Here is a 15,680-nt window from a genome sequence, read left to right as displayed (position 1 = left end):
ATGCACGCGCATCGTTGCGCCGGACGAGAGGGAACGCATGCCAGAGAACGCCCCCCTGAGCCCGGTCGCGATCGACGCCGACGGATTCGCCGCCCAGACCGCGGCCATCCTCGGCTCGATCAGCCAGGTGATCGACGGGAAGCCCGAGGCCGTGCGCAGCGCCCTCGTCTGCCTGCTCGCCGAAGGCCATCTGCTCATCGAGGACGTGCCCGGCGTCGGGAAGACGATGCTGGCCCGCGCGCTCGCCGCGACCGTCGACGCCACCGTCCGGCGCATCCAGTTCACCCCTGACCTCCTGCCCGGCGACGTCACGGGGGTCTCGGTCTACAACCCCGTCGATCGCGAGTTCGAGTTCAAGCGCGGCGCCGTCTTCGCCCACATCGTCATCGCCGACGAGATCAACCGTTCCTCCCCCAAGACCCAGTCCGCACTCCTGGAGGCCATGGAGGAGGGGCAGGTCACGGTCGACGGCTCCACGCATCGGCTGCCCGACCCGTTCCTCGTCGTCGCCACGCAGAACCCGCTGGAGATGGAGGGCACCTACGCGCTCCCCGAGGCGCAGCGCGACCGGTTCATGATGCGCATCTCGATGGGCTACCCCGACCCCGCGGCCGAGGCCCTCATGCTGCGGCAGCGTGACGTCGTGAACCCGCTGGCGACCGTGACCCCGGTCGCGGACGCCTCCGCGATCTCGCAGCTCATCGCCTGGGCCCGGGCCGTGCACGTGGCGCCCGCGCTCGAGGAGTATGCGGTCGCCCTCGCCCAGGCCACCCGCACCGACCCGAGCCTGCACCTCGGCGCCAGCCCGCGGGCCACGCTGCAGCTCGTCCGCGCGGCGAAGGTCTGGGCCGCGCTGGACGGACGCGACTACGTCATCCCGGATGACATCACGGACCTACTGATCCCCGTGTTCGCCCATCGGCTGCTCCCCGCCCGCGGCGCACATCGGGCAGGGGCCCAGCCGGTCGAGGCGGCGCTCACCCAGATCGCGGAACGCGTGCGCGTGCCCGTCGCGACCCGCTCCTGAGGAGACCGCCATGCGCCGACGTCGACTGCTCACGCCGCGCGGCACCGGTGCGCTCATCGCCGCGCTCGGATGCGTGATCGCGGCCAACATCCTCGGCGCGCGGATCCTGCTGTACCTCGGGGTCCTGCTGGCCGCCCTCACGCTGTTCGCGGCTCTCGCCGTCCGCCTCCCCCGCCGCTCCGGAACGGTCACCCGGCAGATCTCGACCGACCTCCTCACGGTCTCGGAGACCTCGCGCGTGACGGTCCGCTTCACGCTCCGGGCCCTCCGGGTGCCGCACGGACTGTGGCACGATGTCCTCCCCTCCGCCGTCACCGGCGACTCGGGAGGCGAGTACCCGGCCGACACCCCGCAGCTCAGCTACCTCGTCACCGGCGTCCGTCGCGGCGTCTGGCCCCTGGGGCCGCTCCTGCTGCGCACCGTCGATCCGTTCGGCCTGGCGCAGCGGGAGCAGGCGTTCGGCGACACGCGGACGATCACGGTGGTCCCGGAGGTCTTCGCGCTGACCCCGCTCACCGTCCGCATCGGCGCGGCGGGCGGCACGGCGCACACCTCCTCCACCCGACTCGGCCAGGGCAGCGACAACCTCTCGCCCCGCGGCTACGCGCCCGGCGACTCGATGCGCCGCATCCACTGGAGGGCGACCGCGCACCGCGGAGAGCTCATGGTCCGGCAGGAGGAGGAGGAGTCGAGCCCGGACGCCGTCGTCGTGCTCGACCGCTCGGGCAGCGGATGGACCGCGAGCGCCGACGAGATCGATCCGACGTTCGAGGCCGCGGTCTCCCTCTGTGCCTCCGCCGCCCTCCATCTCGCCGCCGAGGGATACAGCGTCGACGTCCTGGACAGCGCGGGCACGCTCCTCGGTGCCCTCCGCGGACACGAGGACGACCGGGACGGCCTGCTCGTCGCGCTGGCGATGGTCACGCCGCGCGGCGAGCGCCGCGACCTCGTCGCCCTGGTCGGCGGGACACCGCCCGGACCGCTCGTCTACGTGACCGGGCGACTGGACGAGGAGGACGCCGCGCTGCTCCGCCCCGCCGGCGCCGCCGCACCGCTCCTCTTCAGCACCGACCCGCTGCCGGGCGCCGAGGAGACCGCCCGACAGCACGGCTGGACCGTGGCGCGACTGGGTACCGACGTCGCTGAGGCTTGGGATGACGCGCTCTCTGCGCGGACGGGAGCCGTCGATGTTCCGGGCTGAGCGGCCGCGGCCCGCCGCCGTGCCCGCCGACACGCGCCCGCGCTGGCACCGCGATCGGGAGGAGCCGGCCGGGATCCTCCCCCTCGGTGCCCTCGCGGCCCTCGCCGCGCTCACCGCGCTGTGGCCCTTCACGTCTGTCATCGAGCCGGGTGCCTGGTCGTTCGTCGTGGCCCTCGTCGTCGTCGCGGTGATCGGTGTCGGCATGCTCGTGCGGCATCTGCTGCGCGAGCGTCCTGCGACCGTCGTCGGGCTGGTCGCGCTTCTCGCGCAGCTCCTCGTGGCCGTCGGCCTCCTCACGCTGCTCCTCGCCGGTGAGACCGCCGTCGCGGGAGTGGTGCCGACGTCCGACACGCTCACACTGTTCCAGGCTCTCGGCGCCGCCGCAGTCCAGGAGATCGTGTTCGGCTCGGCCCCGCTGGAGGCCTCCCCCGGGCTCGCGGCCGCCCTGGGTGCGGGCTTCGCCATCGTCGCGATCCTGCTCGACCACCTCCTCGCCCACCGGGCCGCCGTCCTCGCCACCGTCCTGCTGGGTGCCGTGGGCGCAGTGCCCATGATCGTCACGCTGGGGCCGCCGAACGTCGCCTGGTTCGCCGTCGCGGCGGTCGTCGCCCTCCTCCTGTTCCGGGTCACGGCGCGACGGCACCCCGGGTCCCCGCGCCGCGCCTCGGCGGGTGTCGCCGTCTCCGTCGGCGCGGCCGCCATCGCGACCACGCTCCTCGTGGCCCCGCTGCTCCCGGTCGCGTCCAGCATCGCCGGGACCGGGGTCGGCGTCACGGTCGACGCCTCCCTGCGTCTGGGCGATGACCTGCGGCAGCCGAGTCCGGTCGAGGTGCTGACGGTGGCCACCGAGGCGGATGCCGCTCCCTACCTCCGCCTCACGACGCTCTCCCGGTTCGACGGCCGCGTCTGGCAGCCCGACCGCGGCGACCTGCAGTCCCAGGTGGACGGGTTCGGTGACCCGGAGTGGAGCGCGGACGTCACCGCCGCCGAGCAGACGACCTCCATCCGGGTGCTGCGGATGTCGAGCTCCTGGCTCCCCCTGCCGTATCCGGCCACCGACGTGCAGGGGCTCAGCGCCGCGTGGCGCGTCTCGCCCGAGAACCGCACGCTGTTCTCCCGCCGCGCCGACGCGGTCGGCAATGACTACACGGTGACCTCCGTCCGCGTGACGCCGACACTGGAGCAGATCCGTGCGACGGAGGCGGCCCCACCCCGGGAGACCGACGAGGACGAGGAGGTGGAGCTCCCCGCCATCATCCCCGAGCTCGCGGCCGAGGTGACCGCGGACGAGGAGACCGACTACGACCGTCTCGTCGCACTGCAGAACTGGTTCCGGTCGCAGTTCGAGTACTCGCTGGAGACGCCGGTCGACGAGGGCTTCGACGGCACCGGCGCCGACGCGGTGGCGCGATTCCTCGAAGAGCGATCAGGGTACTGCGTGCATTTCGCCGGCTCCTTCGCGCTCATGGCCGAGAGCCTGGGTATGCAGGTGCGGATCGTCGTCGGGTACCTCCCCGGCTCCCGCACCGACGAGAAGCGTGGTGACGAGTCGATCTTCTCGGTGTCGAGCGATCAGCTGCACTCCTGGCCCGAGGTGCTGTTCCCCGGTATCGGCTGGGTGCCGTTCGAGCCGACGGCCTCGCTCGGCGTCCCCACGGCCTTCCGCGCCGGCGCCACCGGGGGCGGAAGCAGCAGCGGCCCGGCGGCCCCCGCGCCCACGACGGCTCCGCAGACCGAGGAGACCTCCGGCCCGGAGGTCGACCGGAGGGATGCGGATGCCGGCTCGACGGACTCCGGGGAGCTGCGCCGGCTCGACCCCACGCCGGTCCTCCTCACGACGCTCGGTGTCGTGATCGTGCTCCTCCTGCCCGCTGTCGTCCGGCTCCTCGAGCGGCGCCTCCGGATGCGCCGTGCGGCACGGGGAGACGCCGCCGCAGCATGGGCGGAGCTGCGCGACACCCTGATCGACCTCCGGATCCCCGTCTCGGACGCGGAGAGCCCGCGGATGCGTGCCGCCGGACTCGTCAGGGAGGCCGGTGCCGACAAGACCGCGTTGGGCCGGTTGGTCATGGCGGTGGAGCGCGCGAACTACGCGCGCGCGTCCGCCGCTGCCGACGACCTCGCCGTCCCCCTTCGGGCCGTGCTCGTCAGCCTCCGCGCGCACGTCGCCGGAGGGACTCGGGCCGAGGCGCTGCTGTTGCCGCGGTCGCTCTATGCGCCGCGGGGTTCCGACTCCCGGCTCCTGGTCTGACGGGCGGCAGGCGCCGCGGTCAAGGTTGCGCGGCGGACGCTGCGGCGTGCGTCGGGCAGGCGACCGCATCGCAGTCCGCGCAGACGACGAACTGTGCCCGGCAGGAGGGGTCGGGGCAGTTCGCGGTGCGCTTCGTCGCCGCCCCGCATCCCGCGCAGACGCCGATCACCCGCGCGTGGTCCGAGAAGTCGACGGATCCGCGCCCGTCGAAGACGTAGAGGGATCCGTCCCAGAGGCCGTCGTCGCCATAGGTCTCGCCATAGCGGACGATCCCGCCCTCGAGCTGGTAGACCTCGCCGAAGCCACGGGACACCATGAGGCTCGACAGCACCTCGCAGCGGATGCCCCCGGTGCAGTAGGTGACGACGGGCTTGCCCTTCAGATCGTCGTACACGCCGGAGTCGAGCAGACGCACGAAGTCCCTGGTGGTCTCGGTATCCGGCACGACGGCGCCGCGGAAGCGTCCGATCTCCGCCTCGAGCGCGTTCCGGCCGTCGAAGAACACGACCTCGTCCCCGCGCTCGGCGACCAGGGCGTGCAGCCCGTCGGGGGTGAGCCGCGCCCCTCCGCCGACGACGCCGTGCGCGTCGACCCGCAGCTCATCCGGGGCGCCGAACGACACGATCTCGTCGCGCACCTTCACGCTCAGCTTCGGGAAATCGAGGCTGCGGCCCGCCTCGTCCAGTCCGGTGCCCTCGCTCCATTTGATGTCCGTGTCCCGGAAAGGGGCGTAGGAGCGGAACGAGCGCGCCCACTTCTTCAGAGCCGGCAGGTCCCCGCCCAGAGTGCCGTTGACGCCGTGCGACGAGATCAGCAGCCGTCCGCGCAGCCCCAGCGCCTCGCCGAGGTCACGCTGCCAGACGCGGATGGCCTCCGGATCGGCGAGCGGGGTGAACGCGTAGAAGAGGACGATCTTGGGGGTGGCCACCCAGGAATCCTACGTCGCCTCCCGTCGCGCTAGCTCACGTCCCGCCGCAGGAACACCGCCGCTCCCGCCCCGACCGCGAGCAGGATCCAGCCCGCCGCGATCGGCACCGCCGCCGGCCCGAGCCCCTCTCCCGCGGGAATGCCCAAGCCGGCCACGTCGAACCGGAAGGCGTCGAGCAGGGCGGGGAGCGGCAGATAGACGGCGCCGGCGCTCCAGAACATCGCCACGAGGAGGCCCACCCCCATCGAGAGGACGGCGGCGAAGAGCGCCGCGAGATGCGCCTGCACGACGATCCCGATCCCCAGACCCCACAGCGCCGCGGCCGCACCGAGGGCGACAGCCGACGCGACGGCCGACGCGTGCACGGGGACGCCACCCAGGGTGACGAGAAGCGCCATGTGTCCGCCGACCACGGCGGCGACCGCCACGACCGCGCCGCCCAGCGCCGCGGCGGGCACGCGGACGACGAGCATCGCCCACCGGGACTCCAGCATCAGCCGCTGCGCGACGACGCCGTCCCGCCGGTCGATCGTGTAGCGGAAGGAGCCGTAGACGGCCGCGAAGATGCCGGCGTAGGTCGCGAGCACGGCGTCGAACGGGGCGACGAGCTCCTCCCGGGCCGCCGACGGGGCCTCGGCGAGCTCCGCCGGAATGCTCGTCGCCAGGGAGAGGGACAGCAGGAAGGCCGCCAGCGCGACCCCGAGGAGGACGACGTCCCCGGCCGCGCCCCGCGCCTGCGCCCGCAACGCTCGACCGATCACGCGACGCTCCGGCGTCCCCGGACGGCGGCGAGCGCGACCAGGCCGACCGCCCACGCCGTCCCGATGGCGAGGGCGGGCGCGAAGGCGAGCAGTCGGCCCTGGTACTCCGGCACGCTCAGCGCCGCGATGGCCATGCCGGGAGAGAAGCGCGCGATCTCCGGCGCCGTCCGGAGCATGGCGAACTCCAGCGCCATCGGGAAGACGAGCACGATGATCGCCGTCGCGTAGTAGTTCCGGGTGATCCAGCCGATCGCTCCGCCGATGAGGGCGCCGAGGACCACGCCGCCCAGAGCCCCCGCGACGATGCGCCCTGCCTCCGCCGTGAACACGAGGCTGAGCCCGTGCCGGGCGAGGAAGACGGAGATGCCGAGCGTCCACAGCAGGATGACGATCACGGCCAGCCCGAGGGCGATGACGACGCCGGCGACCAGCTTCCCCGGGAAGGCGCGACGGAACCCGACCGCCGTGAGCGTCCGGTCCATGGAGCCGTAGTAGTACTCCCGCGTCACCGGGTACGCGCCGACGAACGCCGCCGAGATGACCGACCACGCGAGCGGCTCCAGCAGCCGGGCCGTCGCCGCGCCCGCGTCGAGGCCGTCGACCGCGAGACGGGAGCCGTCGGAGAAGAGCACGAAGGCCGGCATGAGGACCGCGACGAGGTACACGGCCAGGATCGACAGCCCGCTCACCGCGCGCAGCAGTTCGCCGCGGATCACGCCGCTCACGCGGGGGCTCCTTCGACGAGGTCGAAGTACCGGCTCTCGAGCGAGTCGGCCCTGCCCGTGACGAGGTCGTCCAGCCTCCCGGCGAAGAGCGCGCGCCGTTTGATGACGACCACCTCGTCCACGACCTGCTCGAGCTCGGAGAGCTGATGACTGGAGACGAGCACCGTGCCGCCGCGTTCGGCGAAGCCGCGGAGGAACCGGCGCAGCCAGCGGATGCCGTCGGGGTCGAGACCGTTGGCCGGCTCGTCGAGGATGAGCGTCCGCGGCGCACCGATCAATGCCGCGGCCAGGCCCAGCCGCTGCGCCATGCCCGTCGAGTAGGTCTTCACACGACGGCGCGCATCGGCGGCGAGGCCCACCTCGTCCAGCACCTCGTCGACGCGGCCGCGGGGCGCACCGGCTGCGAGTCGGCAGATCTCCAGGTGCCGTCGCCCGGAGATGCCGGGCTCGAAGCCGAACCCGTCCATGTGGACGCCGACGTGCGCGGCCGGGTTGTCCAGCGCCCCGAACGGCGCCCCGTCGATCACGGCCTCTCCGGCGGTCGGCCGCACGAGACCGACGATCGCGCGCAGCGTCGTCGACTTTCCCGCGCCGTTCGGGCCGAGAAGCCCGACGATCGCCCCGCGGGGCACCGCGAACGACAGATCCTCGACAGCGGTGCGGCGTCCGAACCTCTTCGTGAGGCCGCGTACCTCGATGGCGTGCTGATTCATGGTCATCCTCTCTCCTCCTCGCTCGTGAGAGCTGCCAGCGGCGACGCGACCGCCGCCCAGAGCGCCTGCCAGAGCGGCGCCGTGCCGAGCTCCACGCGCGCCTGTCCCGCTGCCGGGAGGGCGCTGCGCTCCCCTGACACCTCCACCTCCGCCACGGCCGTCGCCGGGACCGATGCCCCGGGTGCCCTGACCGGGAAGAGCGCCGCGATCGGCACCTCGATCTCCGTCGCAGGGCGGGTCCTGATCGTCCCCTCGCCGCGGTACTCGTTGGCGAGGATGCCCCGCGTCGACAGGATGACCGGAGCGCCGTCCGGGATGCGGGTACCGGGATCCCGTCCGCCCTGCACCAGGACCACCCGGTCGTCGTCCACGGAGAACCCCAGCACCGCGGCCGTCGGGACCGGGATGAGCATGCCGGCGGCCACGATTCCGCCCGCGAGCGCGGCGGTCACGCCGACGAGGCGGAACCGCGAGGCACCGGCGCGCCACACCCGGAGCAGAGCGCGCACCAGGAGGACGATGCCCGCCACGACCACGACGGCCTCCAGAGCGAGCACGAAGAGGCTCGCCGCCGGGCCGCCGCCGGCGAGCAGCTGCGCCGTCCGGACGACCGCGAACAGCACCATGACGACCGGGGCCGCCAGGCAGCAGAGACCGAACGGCACGCTCCACCACCGCTTCAGCGCCCGCGGCTGCCGCGGCGCCCCGAACACGAAGCGGGCGAGGAAGCCCGCGCCGTCGCGGATCGACCTCCTCCGGAGATTCGGCTCGTCCAGGGCGCTCATCAGGGCGAGGTACCCGTCGAAGCGCACGAAGGGGATCAGGTTCACGAACACGACGACCGTGCAGGAGATCGCGAGGAGCAGCAGTGTCTCGCGGGCCGCCGACGACGGCAGGGCGAGAGCGGCGAGCATCGCCACCGCCGCCACCGTGGCGTGGACGGCGGGGCCGGCCAGGGCGATCGCCACACGATGCCGGCGGTCGGGGAGCCGCCAGCCGTCCGTGACATCGACGAAGAAGGCGGGCGCGAGGTACAGGAGCATGAACCCGGCGCGCCGCGGCCGGCCTCCCAGCCGGGTGAGGGTGAGCCCGTGCGCGGTCTCGTGGACCAGGGTCGCGAGCCCGAGCGCCACGACGACGAGCGCGAAGCCGGCGAGCGGCACGGGACGAGCGAGCACGGCACCCAGCTCGCCGAGGTGCAGGGCCGCGCCGACGGTCCCGGCCGCGACCACCGCGGCGACGAGCGCGAGGACTGCACGACGCGGTACGGGCACGACCAGACGGTCGAGCCGTGCGAAGAGCGCGGACGCGCGGAGGGTCGCGAACTGCACGGTGAACGGCGGCCGATACGTGACACGGCCGGGCAGCCGGGACGCACCCCCGTCCAGGAGCCCGTTGTCGCGGAAGCGCTCCATCAGTCGCAGCACGCTCTCGTCGGTCTCCCCCGCCGCGAAACGGGCGCGCAGCGCGGAGACCGCGGTGCGGCCGTCCATCGCCGTCAGCAGGTCGACGACCGGTCGGGACAGCCGCGCCGACGGCACGCCCTGGACGGTGGCGAGCCACCCGGAGCCCTCCGCCGTCGGCTCGAACGCGACGCCGGCGGCCAGGGTCGGGCACGAGTCGGCGGTGAGGGCGTCCCGCCCTCGTCCGCGACGTCGCCGCACGGCTCGTGGCTCTGCCGTCGTCATCACCCCGCCCTCCCATCCTCGGCGCGGGTGGTGGTGAGGAGGAGGATCTCCACGCCGACGGGCGTCCGCACCGGAGACGTCTCGGGCACCGCGAAACCGGCTTCGATGAGCTCGTCGGCGAGGAGTCGGGGGTTCAGCACGTGCAGGCGACTCGTGAGGACCGGAACCTCCGCGCGCGGGGCGATGTCCGCGAGGCGGACCCAGTTGACCAGCCGCACGGCACCGTCGTCCTCGATCTGCTGCGCGAAGAGGTAGGGCTCGTCTCCGGCGCTGCCGGGGACCGTGATCTCGCGGTCGGTCGGGAGTGCGAGAGTGTCCGCCGACGCCCCGTCCGCGATGGTGAGGGCGAAGACGCCGGCGGAGGCCAGATGACGTCGAACGCCCGCGTAGAGACGCGCCCGGTCTTCGCGGTCGAGCAGCGTGATGGAGGTCGCCCCGAGGACGACGAGGCCGAAGTGCTCGCCGAGCGCGAGGTCGCGCATGTCCGCCACGACGCACTCGACGGTCGCCCCGTGCGGCACGGCGCCGCGGAGACGCGCGAGCATGTCCGCGGAGAGATCCACCGCCGTGACGTGATGCCCGGAGCGTGCGAGCGGGATCGTCAGCCGTCCGCTTCCCGCGGCGAGGTCGAGGACGGGTCCGGGGGCCGTGCGCGCGAGCGCCAGGACCTCGCGGATCTCCGCCCGGTCCGGGCCGACGAGCCGGTCGTAGAACTCGGTGCCGGCTCCGGCGTACAGGTCCTGTGCCCTGGCGGTCGCGCCGACGAGGTCGAGCCGTGCCGCCACGGTCTCGGTGATCAGGGACGTCATCCGTGCATCGCCTCTCCTCGGCTGGATGGTCGGGGGTGCGGGCGGACGATTCCGCCCGCACCCGCTGTCAGGTCGCGATGGCGGCGGCTCCGCCGATGATCGCGATGATGTAGCTCGCGTGCTCCCACCACTCGAGCGGGGTGTCGATCTGTTCGAGTTCCAGGAACTCCAGCGACGTGGACTGCACAGTGCACCTCCTAGGTCAGAGCAAGAATTCCGATGATCACGCCCACGGCGAAGCCGCGGATGTAGTCATCGGCATCGCCCGGCGCGTCCATGGCCTCGAGTTCGGTGAACTCGAGCGCCGGCAGTGCTGCGGTCATGCGTCCCTCCTTCCTTTCTCCGATCGGGTGCTGCCGGACGGCATCACGTGGCGGCTGCCGCACCGATTCCGATGAGCACCAGCGCGCCGATCACACCCTGGTAGAAGCTGTCCCAGCTGGGCGCCTCCATCGGGTCGAGCTCCTGGAACCGGATGCTCGTCTCCGTGCTTTCGTTCATTCCCGTCACCTCCTCTCCGCTGCTCGGGCCGGCGAGCGCCGACCGAGGACGGGCTCCACCGGGACTCGTGGAGCACAGCGCGGACGTCCGCGGCGTGGATTCCGCGCAGCATGGGGCGGTGATCTCCCCACGCCGTCTCCACGGCGGCGGCGATCCGATCGATCTCCCGTGCGCTCGGGCGCGGCGGTGACGGGAGCCCTCCTTGATCGACGACGGCGGCGATGCCGGCGGCCGGGTCACGAGGCAGCGCAGTCCCCGCCGCGACACCGGCCCAGAAGGCGTCGAGGCTGGCGCGGTCGCCCCAGCGCGGATCGCCCGCACCGATCCGCCGCCAGACGGCGGCGATGACCGCTGCCGTGGCCGGCATCTTGCGGACGCCGAGATGGAAGGCGACCTCGTTCGCGAGGTACCAGTGGCGGGCGCTGTACGGATCGGGGCCGCGGAGGGCGGCCGTGCGCTGGGTCGCGGCGCTGAGCCGCGCGAGGCGCAGTCGTCCCGTCGTCGACATCACGTCGGCCGAAGCCGCTTCGAGCAGCGCCCGGCCGAGGAGCCGCGCGTCGCGGTCGGCCCGCGCCGTCCGCGGGCTCGTCGAGGCGCCGGCCACCCGGAGGAACGCCTCCAGCGCTCCCTCCTGGACGGCCGCGGGGGTGAGCGTGGCGAGCTGGTCGGCATCGAGGACGGCGTGGCGCGGACGCAGTGAGCGACCGACGAGGAGCCGGGCTCCGCGGCGACTCCGGAGGATGGCGACGCTGTTCGTCTCCGACGACGTGCCGAGCGTCGTCGGCATCGCGACGATGTCGACCGGCGGCGGCGCGTCGGGCAGGATCGTGAGCGCCGAGGTCGCCGCGTGCCGCAGGGCGAAGTCCAGAAGGCGTCCGGGGCTGAGCGCGAGTGCCGCGATCTTGCTCGCATCGAGGACGCTACCGCCGCCGACGGCCACGATGACCTCGGGCGGTCGTCGGACGAGCTCCTCGGCGATCAGGACGACGCCGAGCTCGTCCACTCCCGAGGCGTCCACCGTCATCGTCCGGCCCGGCTGCGCGGCGGGAAGGGTGTGTGCGACGGCGGCGTCGGCGATCACCAGCGTGTCGCGTCCGGCCGTCAGACCCGCCATCGTCTCTCGTGCGCGCGGCCCATGCCACAGCGTGGGGACGCGTGCGGTGAACGGCACGGTCATGCCGCCGCCTCCCGCACCCGTGCCAGGCCGCCTCGCACGGCTCGGTCGGTCTCGGCCACCTCCGCCGGAGTGAATCCGTAGCCGGGGATGAGCTGGAAGGAGCTCGGACCGGGGTGCACCACGACGCCGCTGTCCGCGATGGCGGACACCACGTCCAGGACGTCGGTCCCGGAGAGCGCGGACCCGTCCGGGCGACGGAGCCCCACCCCGACGAAGCAGCCGCTGCCGGTGACGTCGGTGACGATCCCGTCCTCCTGCCAGGTCCGCGCGAGGCGGTGCAGCGTCGACGCCAGGGCCTGCGTGGTCGCCTCGACGTCGATGCGGCGGAGCTCGTCGATCACGGCGAGGACCGCGGCCGCGCAGGCCGGCGTGCCCGCCTGCGTCTCCCCGTGCACGAACGTCCATCCGCCGCGGGCGAACGCCGTCGAGATGCGGTCGCCGACGAGGAGCGCCGCCGCTCCCATCGCCCCGTTCGTCAGCGCCTTCGACACGAGGAGGACGTCCGGTGCGGCCGCCCAGCGGTCGGTCGCGAACATCGCGCCCGTGCGACCGAAGCCGGTCGCCACCTCGTCTGCCACCAGCAGGAACCCGTGCCGCTCCCTCAGCTCCAGGAGACGACGGACGAAGGCGGCGGACAGCGCGTGGGCGCCGCTGCCGAGGACGGGCTCCACGACGACGGAGGCGACGCGGGAGCCTTCACGCTCCAGCAGCGCTTCGAGCTCCGCCCCGTCGTCGGCGTGCGACACGTGCCGCACCGTGCGCCTGTCGACGCCGTAGACCGACTGCAGCAGGTCGTCGCCGCTCAGCACGTGGCTGCCGTACATCGTGCCGTGATAGCTGCCGCGCAGGCCCACGACGAGCGACCGCGAGCCGGCGCCCTGCTGCGCCCAGTACTGCCGGGCGAGCTTCATGGCGGCGTCGTTGGCCGCCCCGCCGGAGGTGGAGAAGATCACCCGCCGGTAGCGGTCGGAACCCGCGAGGGCGACGAGGGCATCGGCGGCGTCCTCGGCGTACCGGTGCGGGGCGCGGAACAGCGAGAGGTAGGAGGCGTCGCGCGTCGCCCTGCTCACGGCCTCGGTCACCGCCGGGTTGCCGAAGCCGAGGGGCACGTTCCACAGGCCGCTGGTCGCGCAGAGGCGGTCGGAGCCGTCGGCGTAGAAGATCCGATGCCCGGAGGCGCCGACCGCCACCCGATCCGGAGGGAAGGCGGTGTCGGCGGGGAGCATCGACGTCCACAGCGCGTGCGGTGCGCTCATCGCGCTCCTCCCCCCGCGGCGTCCTCGGTCCGCGCACCGAGGTGGACGCCGAGCGCGGCGAGCGCCTCCAGACACAGCTGCCGCGCGTGGGCATCGGGCACTCCGCAGGCGCGGGCCACGCGCGCCGCCGCCCGCCCGCGTGTGCTCGAGGTCTGGATCGCGTCGACCACCGCAGCGGTCAGCGGGGACAGGAGGTGCCGGCGGAGCGTCCGGACATCGGCGAGCAGGAACCCCTCGGCGGTGTCGAGCAGGAACGGGTCGTCGGTCGGGGGCTCCGCATCCGCGAGGTCGTCGTCGAGGAGCGCCCACCCGAAGCCCGCGATCCGAGCGGCGCCGTTCGGCAGGCGGAGCATGGTCCGGAGATCGGCCGCGTCGAGGTACCGGCGGAGCCACGGCCGGCGGTCGAGCTCGACGATGAGGTCTGCCGAGCCGGGCACGCCCCCCAGCGCCGACGCCAGGGGCAGGGCCTTCCCGAGGGCGGCGGGGAGGTCGTCCACGTGGCCGATCGCCTCCCCCTGCAGTCCGAGATGCACCACGCCGTCCGCGTCGATGCGGAGGGCGCGCGGACCCTCCACCTCATCCGGTCGTGCGAGAGCGGAGCGGTCCGCGAGCAGCACTCGGGGGTCGAGCATCGCGGCGGCGAAGACCCCGGTCCCGCGAGCGAGGTCGGCGTCGTCGAGGAAGGCACGCCAGCTCGCCTCGTCGAAGAAGCGCATGGCCGTCGGTCCGACGATCTGGACGAAGGAGGCCGCGATGTAGTCCTGGAGCTCGACGCCGCGCTCCCCCAGGAAGAGCTCGTCGCCGAGGTCGGCGAGCCGTCCTCCGTAGCCGACGACCCGCGCCGCCCCCGGCCGAGGCAGCGATCCTGCGGGCTCGAGGATCACGTCCTCGGGGTCGGCCGCAGCCGCAAGGGCCTCAGCGCCGGTCTCCGCCTCGCGCAGGAACACGCGACCGCGTGCCGCATGCCCGCCCGTGACCCACGCCCGCAGGGCGTGCGGCCCGAGGAGCGGGTCCGCGCCCGTCGACCCGTCGTCCTGCCGTGCCGTCGTCGCACTCGTCCCCATGATCCCCCCAGAGAACCGGATCCGTCTGACGCGGTTGCGTCTTCATATGAAGATATCTAGCCCTCTGACGAGGTGCAATATAACAGCTTTCGCGACCGCAGGCTTGGATCGCCGGTATGTCACGAGGCCCCCGGGACATCGGATAGGATGGACAGGTTGTTCCCTGGTGACGTGTCCGAGCGGCCGAAGGAGCACGCTTGGAAAGCGTGTGTTGTGCAAGCAACCGCGGGTTCGAATCCCGCCGTCACCGCCACAGACGAAGAAGACCTCCGCATCGCGGAGGTCTTCTCTCGTTTCGGGCGGCGTCAGCCGTCGAAGCGCACCCCGTACGTCAGACCACCGGGCGCGGACGGGAGCACGATCATGCCGAGCCGCTCGTAGAACGCGGCCGCGCCGCCGTTCGCCGGATCCATACCGAGGTGCAGCGCGGGCACACCGCGCCGGCGCAGCTCGGCGAAGAGCGTCTCCATGAGACCGCGACCGAGTCCCTGCCCCTGGGTCTCCGGCAGCAGGTCGATGTGCAGATGCGCCGGGTACTCGGCGGCATGCGGCTCGACACCCGGCTCTCTGGTGTAGCCGTACTCGATCAGCTTCTCCTCGCGCGTCTGCGGGTCCGCCGATCGCGGATAGCGCGCGTGCAGGCCCGGCCACCACTCGTCGCGGAACCAGGCGTAGAAGGCGTCGGTGTCGTCGGTGGCGACGATGTAGCCGATGGTGCGCCCGTCCTCCGCCTCCACGACCCAGGCGAGGTCCGGGTGCCGCTCGACGTACGGCACCGCGAAGAGGTTCCCCCACAGCTCGTCATCGGACAGCACCCCGGTGGCGTCTCCCCCGGCGTCGGCCGTCCGCAGGCAGATCTCGAACATCGCCGCGCGATCGGTCGGACGGTAGGGACGGATGCGCGACACGGGGGCTCCTCGGACGGGTCAGGTTCCGCTCAGCCTATCGGCGCGGGCGGTCGCCTCGACGTCGCGTCGCACCCACGGCACCAGCCAGGCGGCGAGCACGAGGACGACGCCGGCGCCGACGAACGCCCCGCCGAGCGTGTCCGTGGCCCAGTGCACCGACAGGAAGGTGCGCGACAGGGCCATGAGCACGATCCAGGCCGCCCCCACGATCGCCACCCAGACCCGCGGGAAGAGCACCCAGAGCACCAGGGCGATGGTCGCCGCATTCGCGGTGTGACCGGACGGGAAGGAACCGTAATCGCTGACGACGAGCATGTCGTGCGGGCGGGCACGGCCGAAGATGTTCTTCAGGAGCTGGACGGCACCGGCGCTGACGAGGAAGCACAACGCGGCGAACAGCGCCCCCCGCCATCGGCGCAGGAGCAGCAGGACGGCGATGGTCGCCAGCGGCACGGCGAGGATGGCGACCCAGCCACCGCCGATCCAGTTCAGCGCGAGGGCGAAGCTCAGCATCCAGTCCGCGCGGACCGCGGCGATGGTGTCGTTCCACCACTGGTCGAAACCCGGCGTCTGCGGATACACGAAGACGACGAGAGCGCCGAGGGCAGTGGCCAGGAGGAGGCAGGCGACGCCCCACCACAGCAGCATCCGTCGATTCATCGTCCTATTGT

16 protein-coding genes, 1 tRNA gene and 1 pseudogene are annotated in these 15,680 nt (G+C 73.0%); 4 read left to right on the top strand and 14 right to left on the bottom strand.

Annotated features, from left to right (window positions below; translation table 11 throughout):
• The first annotated feature begins 37 nt into the window (after positions 1-37).
• From CJ226_RS08565 to CJ226_RS08555, 3 genes are read left to right on the top strand one after another with little or no spacing between them, the layout of a single operon-like run.
• Positions 38-1,027: a MoxR family ATPase gene (locus tag CJ226_RS08565; protein ID WP_062636185.1), complete on the top strand. Its 990-nt coding sequence runs from the start codon at positions 38-40 to the stop codon at positions 1,025-1,027.
• A gap of 10 nt (positions 1,028-1,037) precedes the next feature.
• Positions 1,038-2,228 (top strand): DUF58 domain-containing protein, encoded by a 1,191-nt coding sequence (locus tag CJ226_RS08560; RefSeq protein WP_062636183.1) that lies wholly within the window; start codon positions 1,038-1,040, stop codon positions 2,226-2,228.
• Complete coding sequence (locus tag CJ226_RS08555) at positions 2,182-4,479, top strand: DUF3488 and transglutaminase-like domain-containing protein (RefSeq protein WP_257996597.1); 2,298 nt, start codon at positions 2,182-2,184, stop codon at positions 4,477-4,479. Before CJ226_RS08560 ends, CJ226_RS08555 begins: the two co-directional genes overlap by 47 nt.
• A gap of 19 nt (positions 4,480-4,498) precedes the next feature.
• On the opposite strand, the gene CJ226_RS08550 is transcribed toward CJ226_RS08555, so the two are convergent.
• The 12 genes and pseudogenes from CJ226_RS08550 to mpaB form a co-directional block, all read right to left on the bottom strand.
• Complete coding sequence (locus CJ226_RS08550) at positions 4,499-5,407, bottom strand: rhodanese-related sulfurtransferase (RefSeq protein WP_102208905.1); 909 nt, start codon at positions 5,405-5,407, stop codon at positions 4,499-4,501.
• 29 nt (positions 5,408-5,436) lie between these two features.
• On the bottom strand, positions 5,437-6,168 hold the full coding sequence (locus CJ226_RS08545; RefSeq protein WP_102208904.1) for a hypothetical protein: 732 nt from the start codon (positions 6,166-6,168) through the stop codon (positions 5,437-5,439).
• Positions 6,165-6,893, bottom strand: a complete 729-nt coding sequence (locus CJ226_RS08540) for an ABC transporter permease (protein WP_102208903.1) — start codon at positions 6,891-6,893, stop codon at positions 6,165-6,167. Before CJ226_RS08540 ends, CJ226_RS08545 begins: the two co-directional genes overlap by 4 nt.
• On the bottom strand, positions 6,890-7,612 hold the full coding sequence (locus CJ226_RS08535; protein ID WP_102208902.1) for an ATP-binding cassette domain-containing protein: 723 nt from the start codon (positions 7,610-7,612) through the stop codon (positions 6,890-6,892). Before CJ226_RS08535 ends, CJ226_RS08540 begins: the two co-directional genes overlap by 4 nt.
• Entirely contained in the window at positions 7,609-9,294 is a 1,686-nt protein-coding gene (mpaP, locus tag CJ226_RS08530; protein WP_102208901.1) for a daptide biosynthesis intramembrane metalloprotease, read from the bottom strand. Before mpaP ends, CJ226_RS08535 begins: the two co-directional genes overlap by 4 nt.
• Positions 9,294-10,103 carry a daptide-type RiPP biosynthesis methyltransferase gene (gene mpaM / locus CJ226_RS08525; RefSeq protein WP_180964575.1) on the bottom strand — a complete coding sequence of 270 codons (810 nt, stop codon included), beginning with the start codon at positions 10,101-10,103 and terminating at the stop codon, positions 9,294-9,296. The genes mpaP and mpaM overlap by 1 nt, the downstream gene beginning before the upstream one ends.
• Before the next feature lie 67 nt (positions 10,104-10,170).
• Positions 10,171-10,290, bottom strand: coding sequence for an MpaA3 family daptide-type RiPP (gene mpaA3 / locus CJ226_RS18595; RefSeq protein WP_301178377.1), 120 nt, complete (start codon positions 10,288-10,290; stop codon positions 10,171-10,173).
• Between the two features lie 10 nt (positions 10,291-10,300).
• Positions 10,301-10,426 (bottom strand): MpaA2 family daptide-type RiPP, encoded by a 126-nt coding sequence (mpaA2, locus tag CJ226_RS18450; RefSeq protein ID WP_257721411.1) that lies wholly within the window; start codon positions 10,424-10,426, stop codon positions 10,301-10,303.
• A 43-nt stretch (positions 10,427-10,469) separates the two neighbouring features.
• On the bottom strand, positions 10,470-10,556 hold the full coding sequence (gene mpaA1 / locus CJ226_RS18650; RefSeq protein ID WP_374209022.1) for an MpaA1 family daptide-type RiPP: 87 nt from the start codon (positions 10,554-10,556) through the stop codon (positions 10,470-10,472).
• A 121-nt stretch (positions 10,557-10,677) separates the two neighbouring features.
• A pseudogene (gene mpaC / locus CJ226_RS08520) lies at positions 10,678-11,718 on the bottom strand (daptide-type RiPP biosynthesis dehydogenase); the annotation flags it as partial.
• Positions 11,719-11,777: 59 nt separating this feature from the next.
• The gene (gene mpaD, locus CJ226_RS08515; protein WP_062636169.1) at positions 11,778-13,037 is read right to left on the bottom strand and encodes a daptide-type RiPP biosynthesis aminotransferase; all 1,260 of its coding nucleotides are present in this window, start codon (positions 13,035-13,037) and stop codon (positions 11,778-11,780) included.
• Positions 13,034-14,101, bottom strand: a complete 1,068-nt coding sequence (mpaB, locus tag CJ226_RS08510) for a daptide biosynthesis RiPP recognition protein (RefSeq protein WP_102208900.1) — start codon at positions 14,099-14,101, stop codon at positions 13,034-13,036. Before mpaB ends, mpaD begins: the two co-directional genes overlap by 4 nt.
• A 165-nt stretch (positions 14,102-14,266) precedes the next feature.
• Between mpaB and CJ226_RS08505 the strand changes: the two genes are divergently transcribed.
• A tRNA-Ser gene (locus CJ226_RS08505) sits at positions 14,267-14,354 on the top strand.
• A 52-nt stretch (positions 14,355-14,406) separates the two neighbouring features.
• Here CJ226_RS08505 and CJ226_RS08500 read toward each other — a convergent pair.
• Together CJ226_RS08500 and CJ226_RS08495 are read right to left on the bottom strand one after the other, a co-directional pair.
• On the bottom strand, positions 14,407-15,009 hold the full coding sequence (locus CJ226_RS08500) for a GNAT family N-acetyltransferase (RefSeq protein WP_180964574.1): 603 nt from the start codon (positions 15,007-15,009) through the stop codon (positions 14,407-14,409).
• 18 nt (positions 15,010-15,027) lie between these two features.
• Complete coding sequence (locus CJ226_RS08495; protein WP_257996595.1) at positions 15,028-15,669, bottom strand: phosphatase PAP2 family protein; 642 nt, start codon at positions 15,667-15,669, stop codon at positions 15,028-15,030.
• Positions 15,670-15,680: the final 11 nt, after the last annotated feature.

The sequence above is a fragment of the Microbacterium sp. UMB0228 genome, from assembly GCF_002871415.1.
Lineage (GTDB): Bacteria > Actinomycetota > Actinomycetes > Actinomycetales > Microbacteriaceae > Microbacterium.
Note: the sequence above shows the minus strand (reverse complement) of the source record. Positions and strands in the feature narration are given on the sequence as shown.

Excerpts from the sequence above, each read along its gene's own strand:
- CJ226_RS08565 (WP_062636185.1), top strand. The coding sequence starts at position 38 with ATGCCAGAGAACGCCCCCCTGAGCCCGGTCGCGATCGACGCCGACGGA.
- CJ226_RS08560 (WP_062636183.1), top strand. The coding sequence starts at position 1,038 with ATGCGCCGACGTCGACTGCTCACGCCGCGCGGCACCGGTGCGCTCATC.
- CJ226_RS08555 (WP_257996597.1), top strand. The coding sequence starts at position 2,182 with ATGACGCGCTCTCTGCGCGGACGGGAGCCGTCGATGTTCCGGGCTGAG.
- CJ226_RS08535 (WP_102208902.1), bottom strand. The coding sequence starts at position 7,612 with ATGACCATGAATCAGCACGCCATCGAGGTACGCGGCCTCACGAAGAGG.
- mpaP (WP_102208901.1), bottom strand. The coding sequence starts at position 9,294 with ATGACGACGGCAGAGCCACGAGCCGTGCGGCGACGTCGCGGACGAGGG.
- mpaM (WP_180964575.1), bottom strand. The coding sequence starts at position 10,103 with ATGACGTCCCTGATCACCGAGACCGTGGCGGCACGGCTCGACCTCGTC.
- mpaA2 (WP_257721411.1), bottom strand. The coding sequence starts at position 10,426 with ATGACCGCAGCACTGCCGGCGCTCGAGTTCACCGAACTCGAGGCCATG.
- mpaA1 (WP_374209022.1), bottom strand. The coding sequence starts at position 10,556 with ATGGAGGCGCCCAGCTGGGACAGCTTCTACCAGGGTGTGATCGGCGCG.
- mpaD (WP_062636169.1), bottom strand. The coding sequence starts at position 13,037 with ATGAGCGCACCGCACGCGCTGTGGACGTCGATGCTCCCCGCCGACACC.
- mpaB (WP_102208900.1), bottom strand. The coding sequence starts at position 14,101 with ATGGGGACGAGTGCGACGACGGCACGGCAGGACGACGGGTCGACGGGC.
- CJ226_RS08495 (WP_257996595.1), bottom strand. The coding sequence starts at position 15,669 with ATGAATCGACGGATGCTGCTGTGGTGGGGCGTCGCCTGCCTCCTCCTG.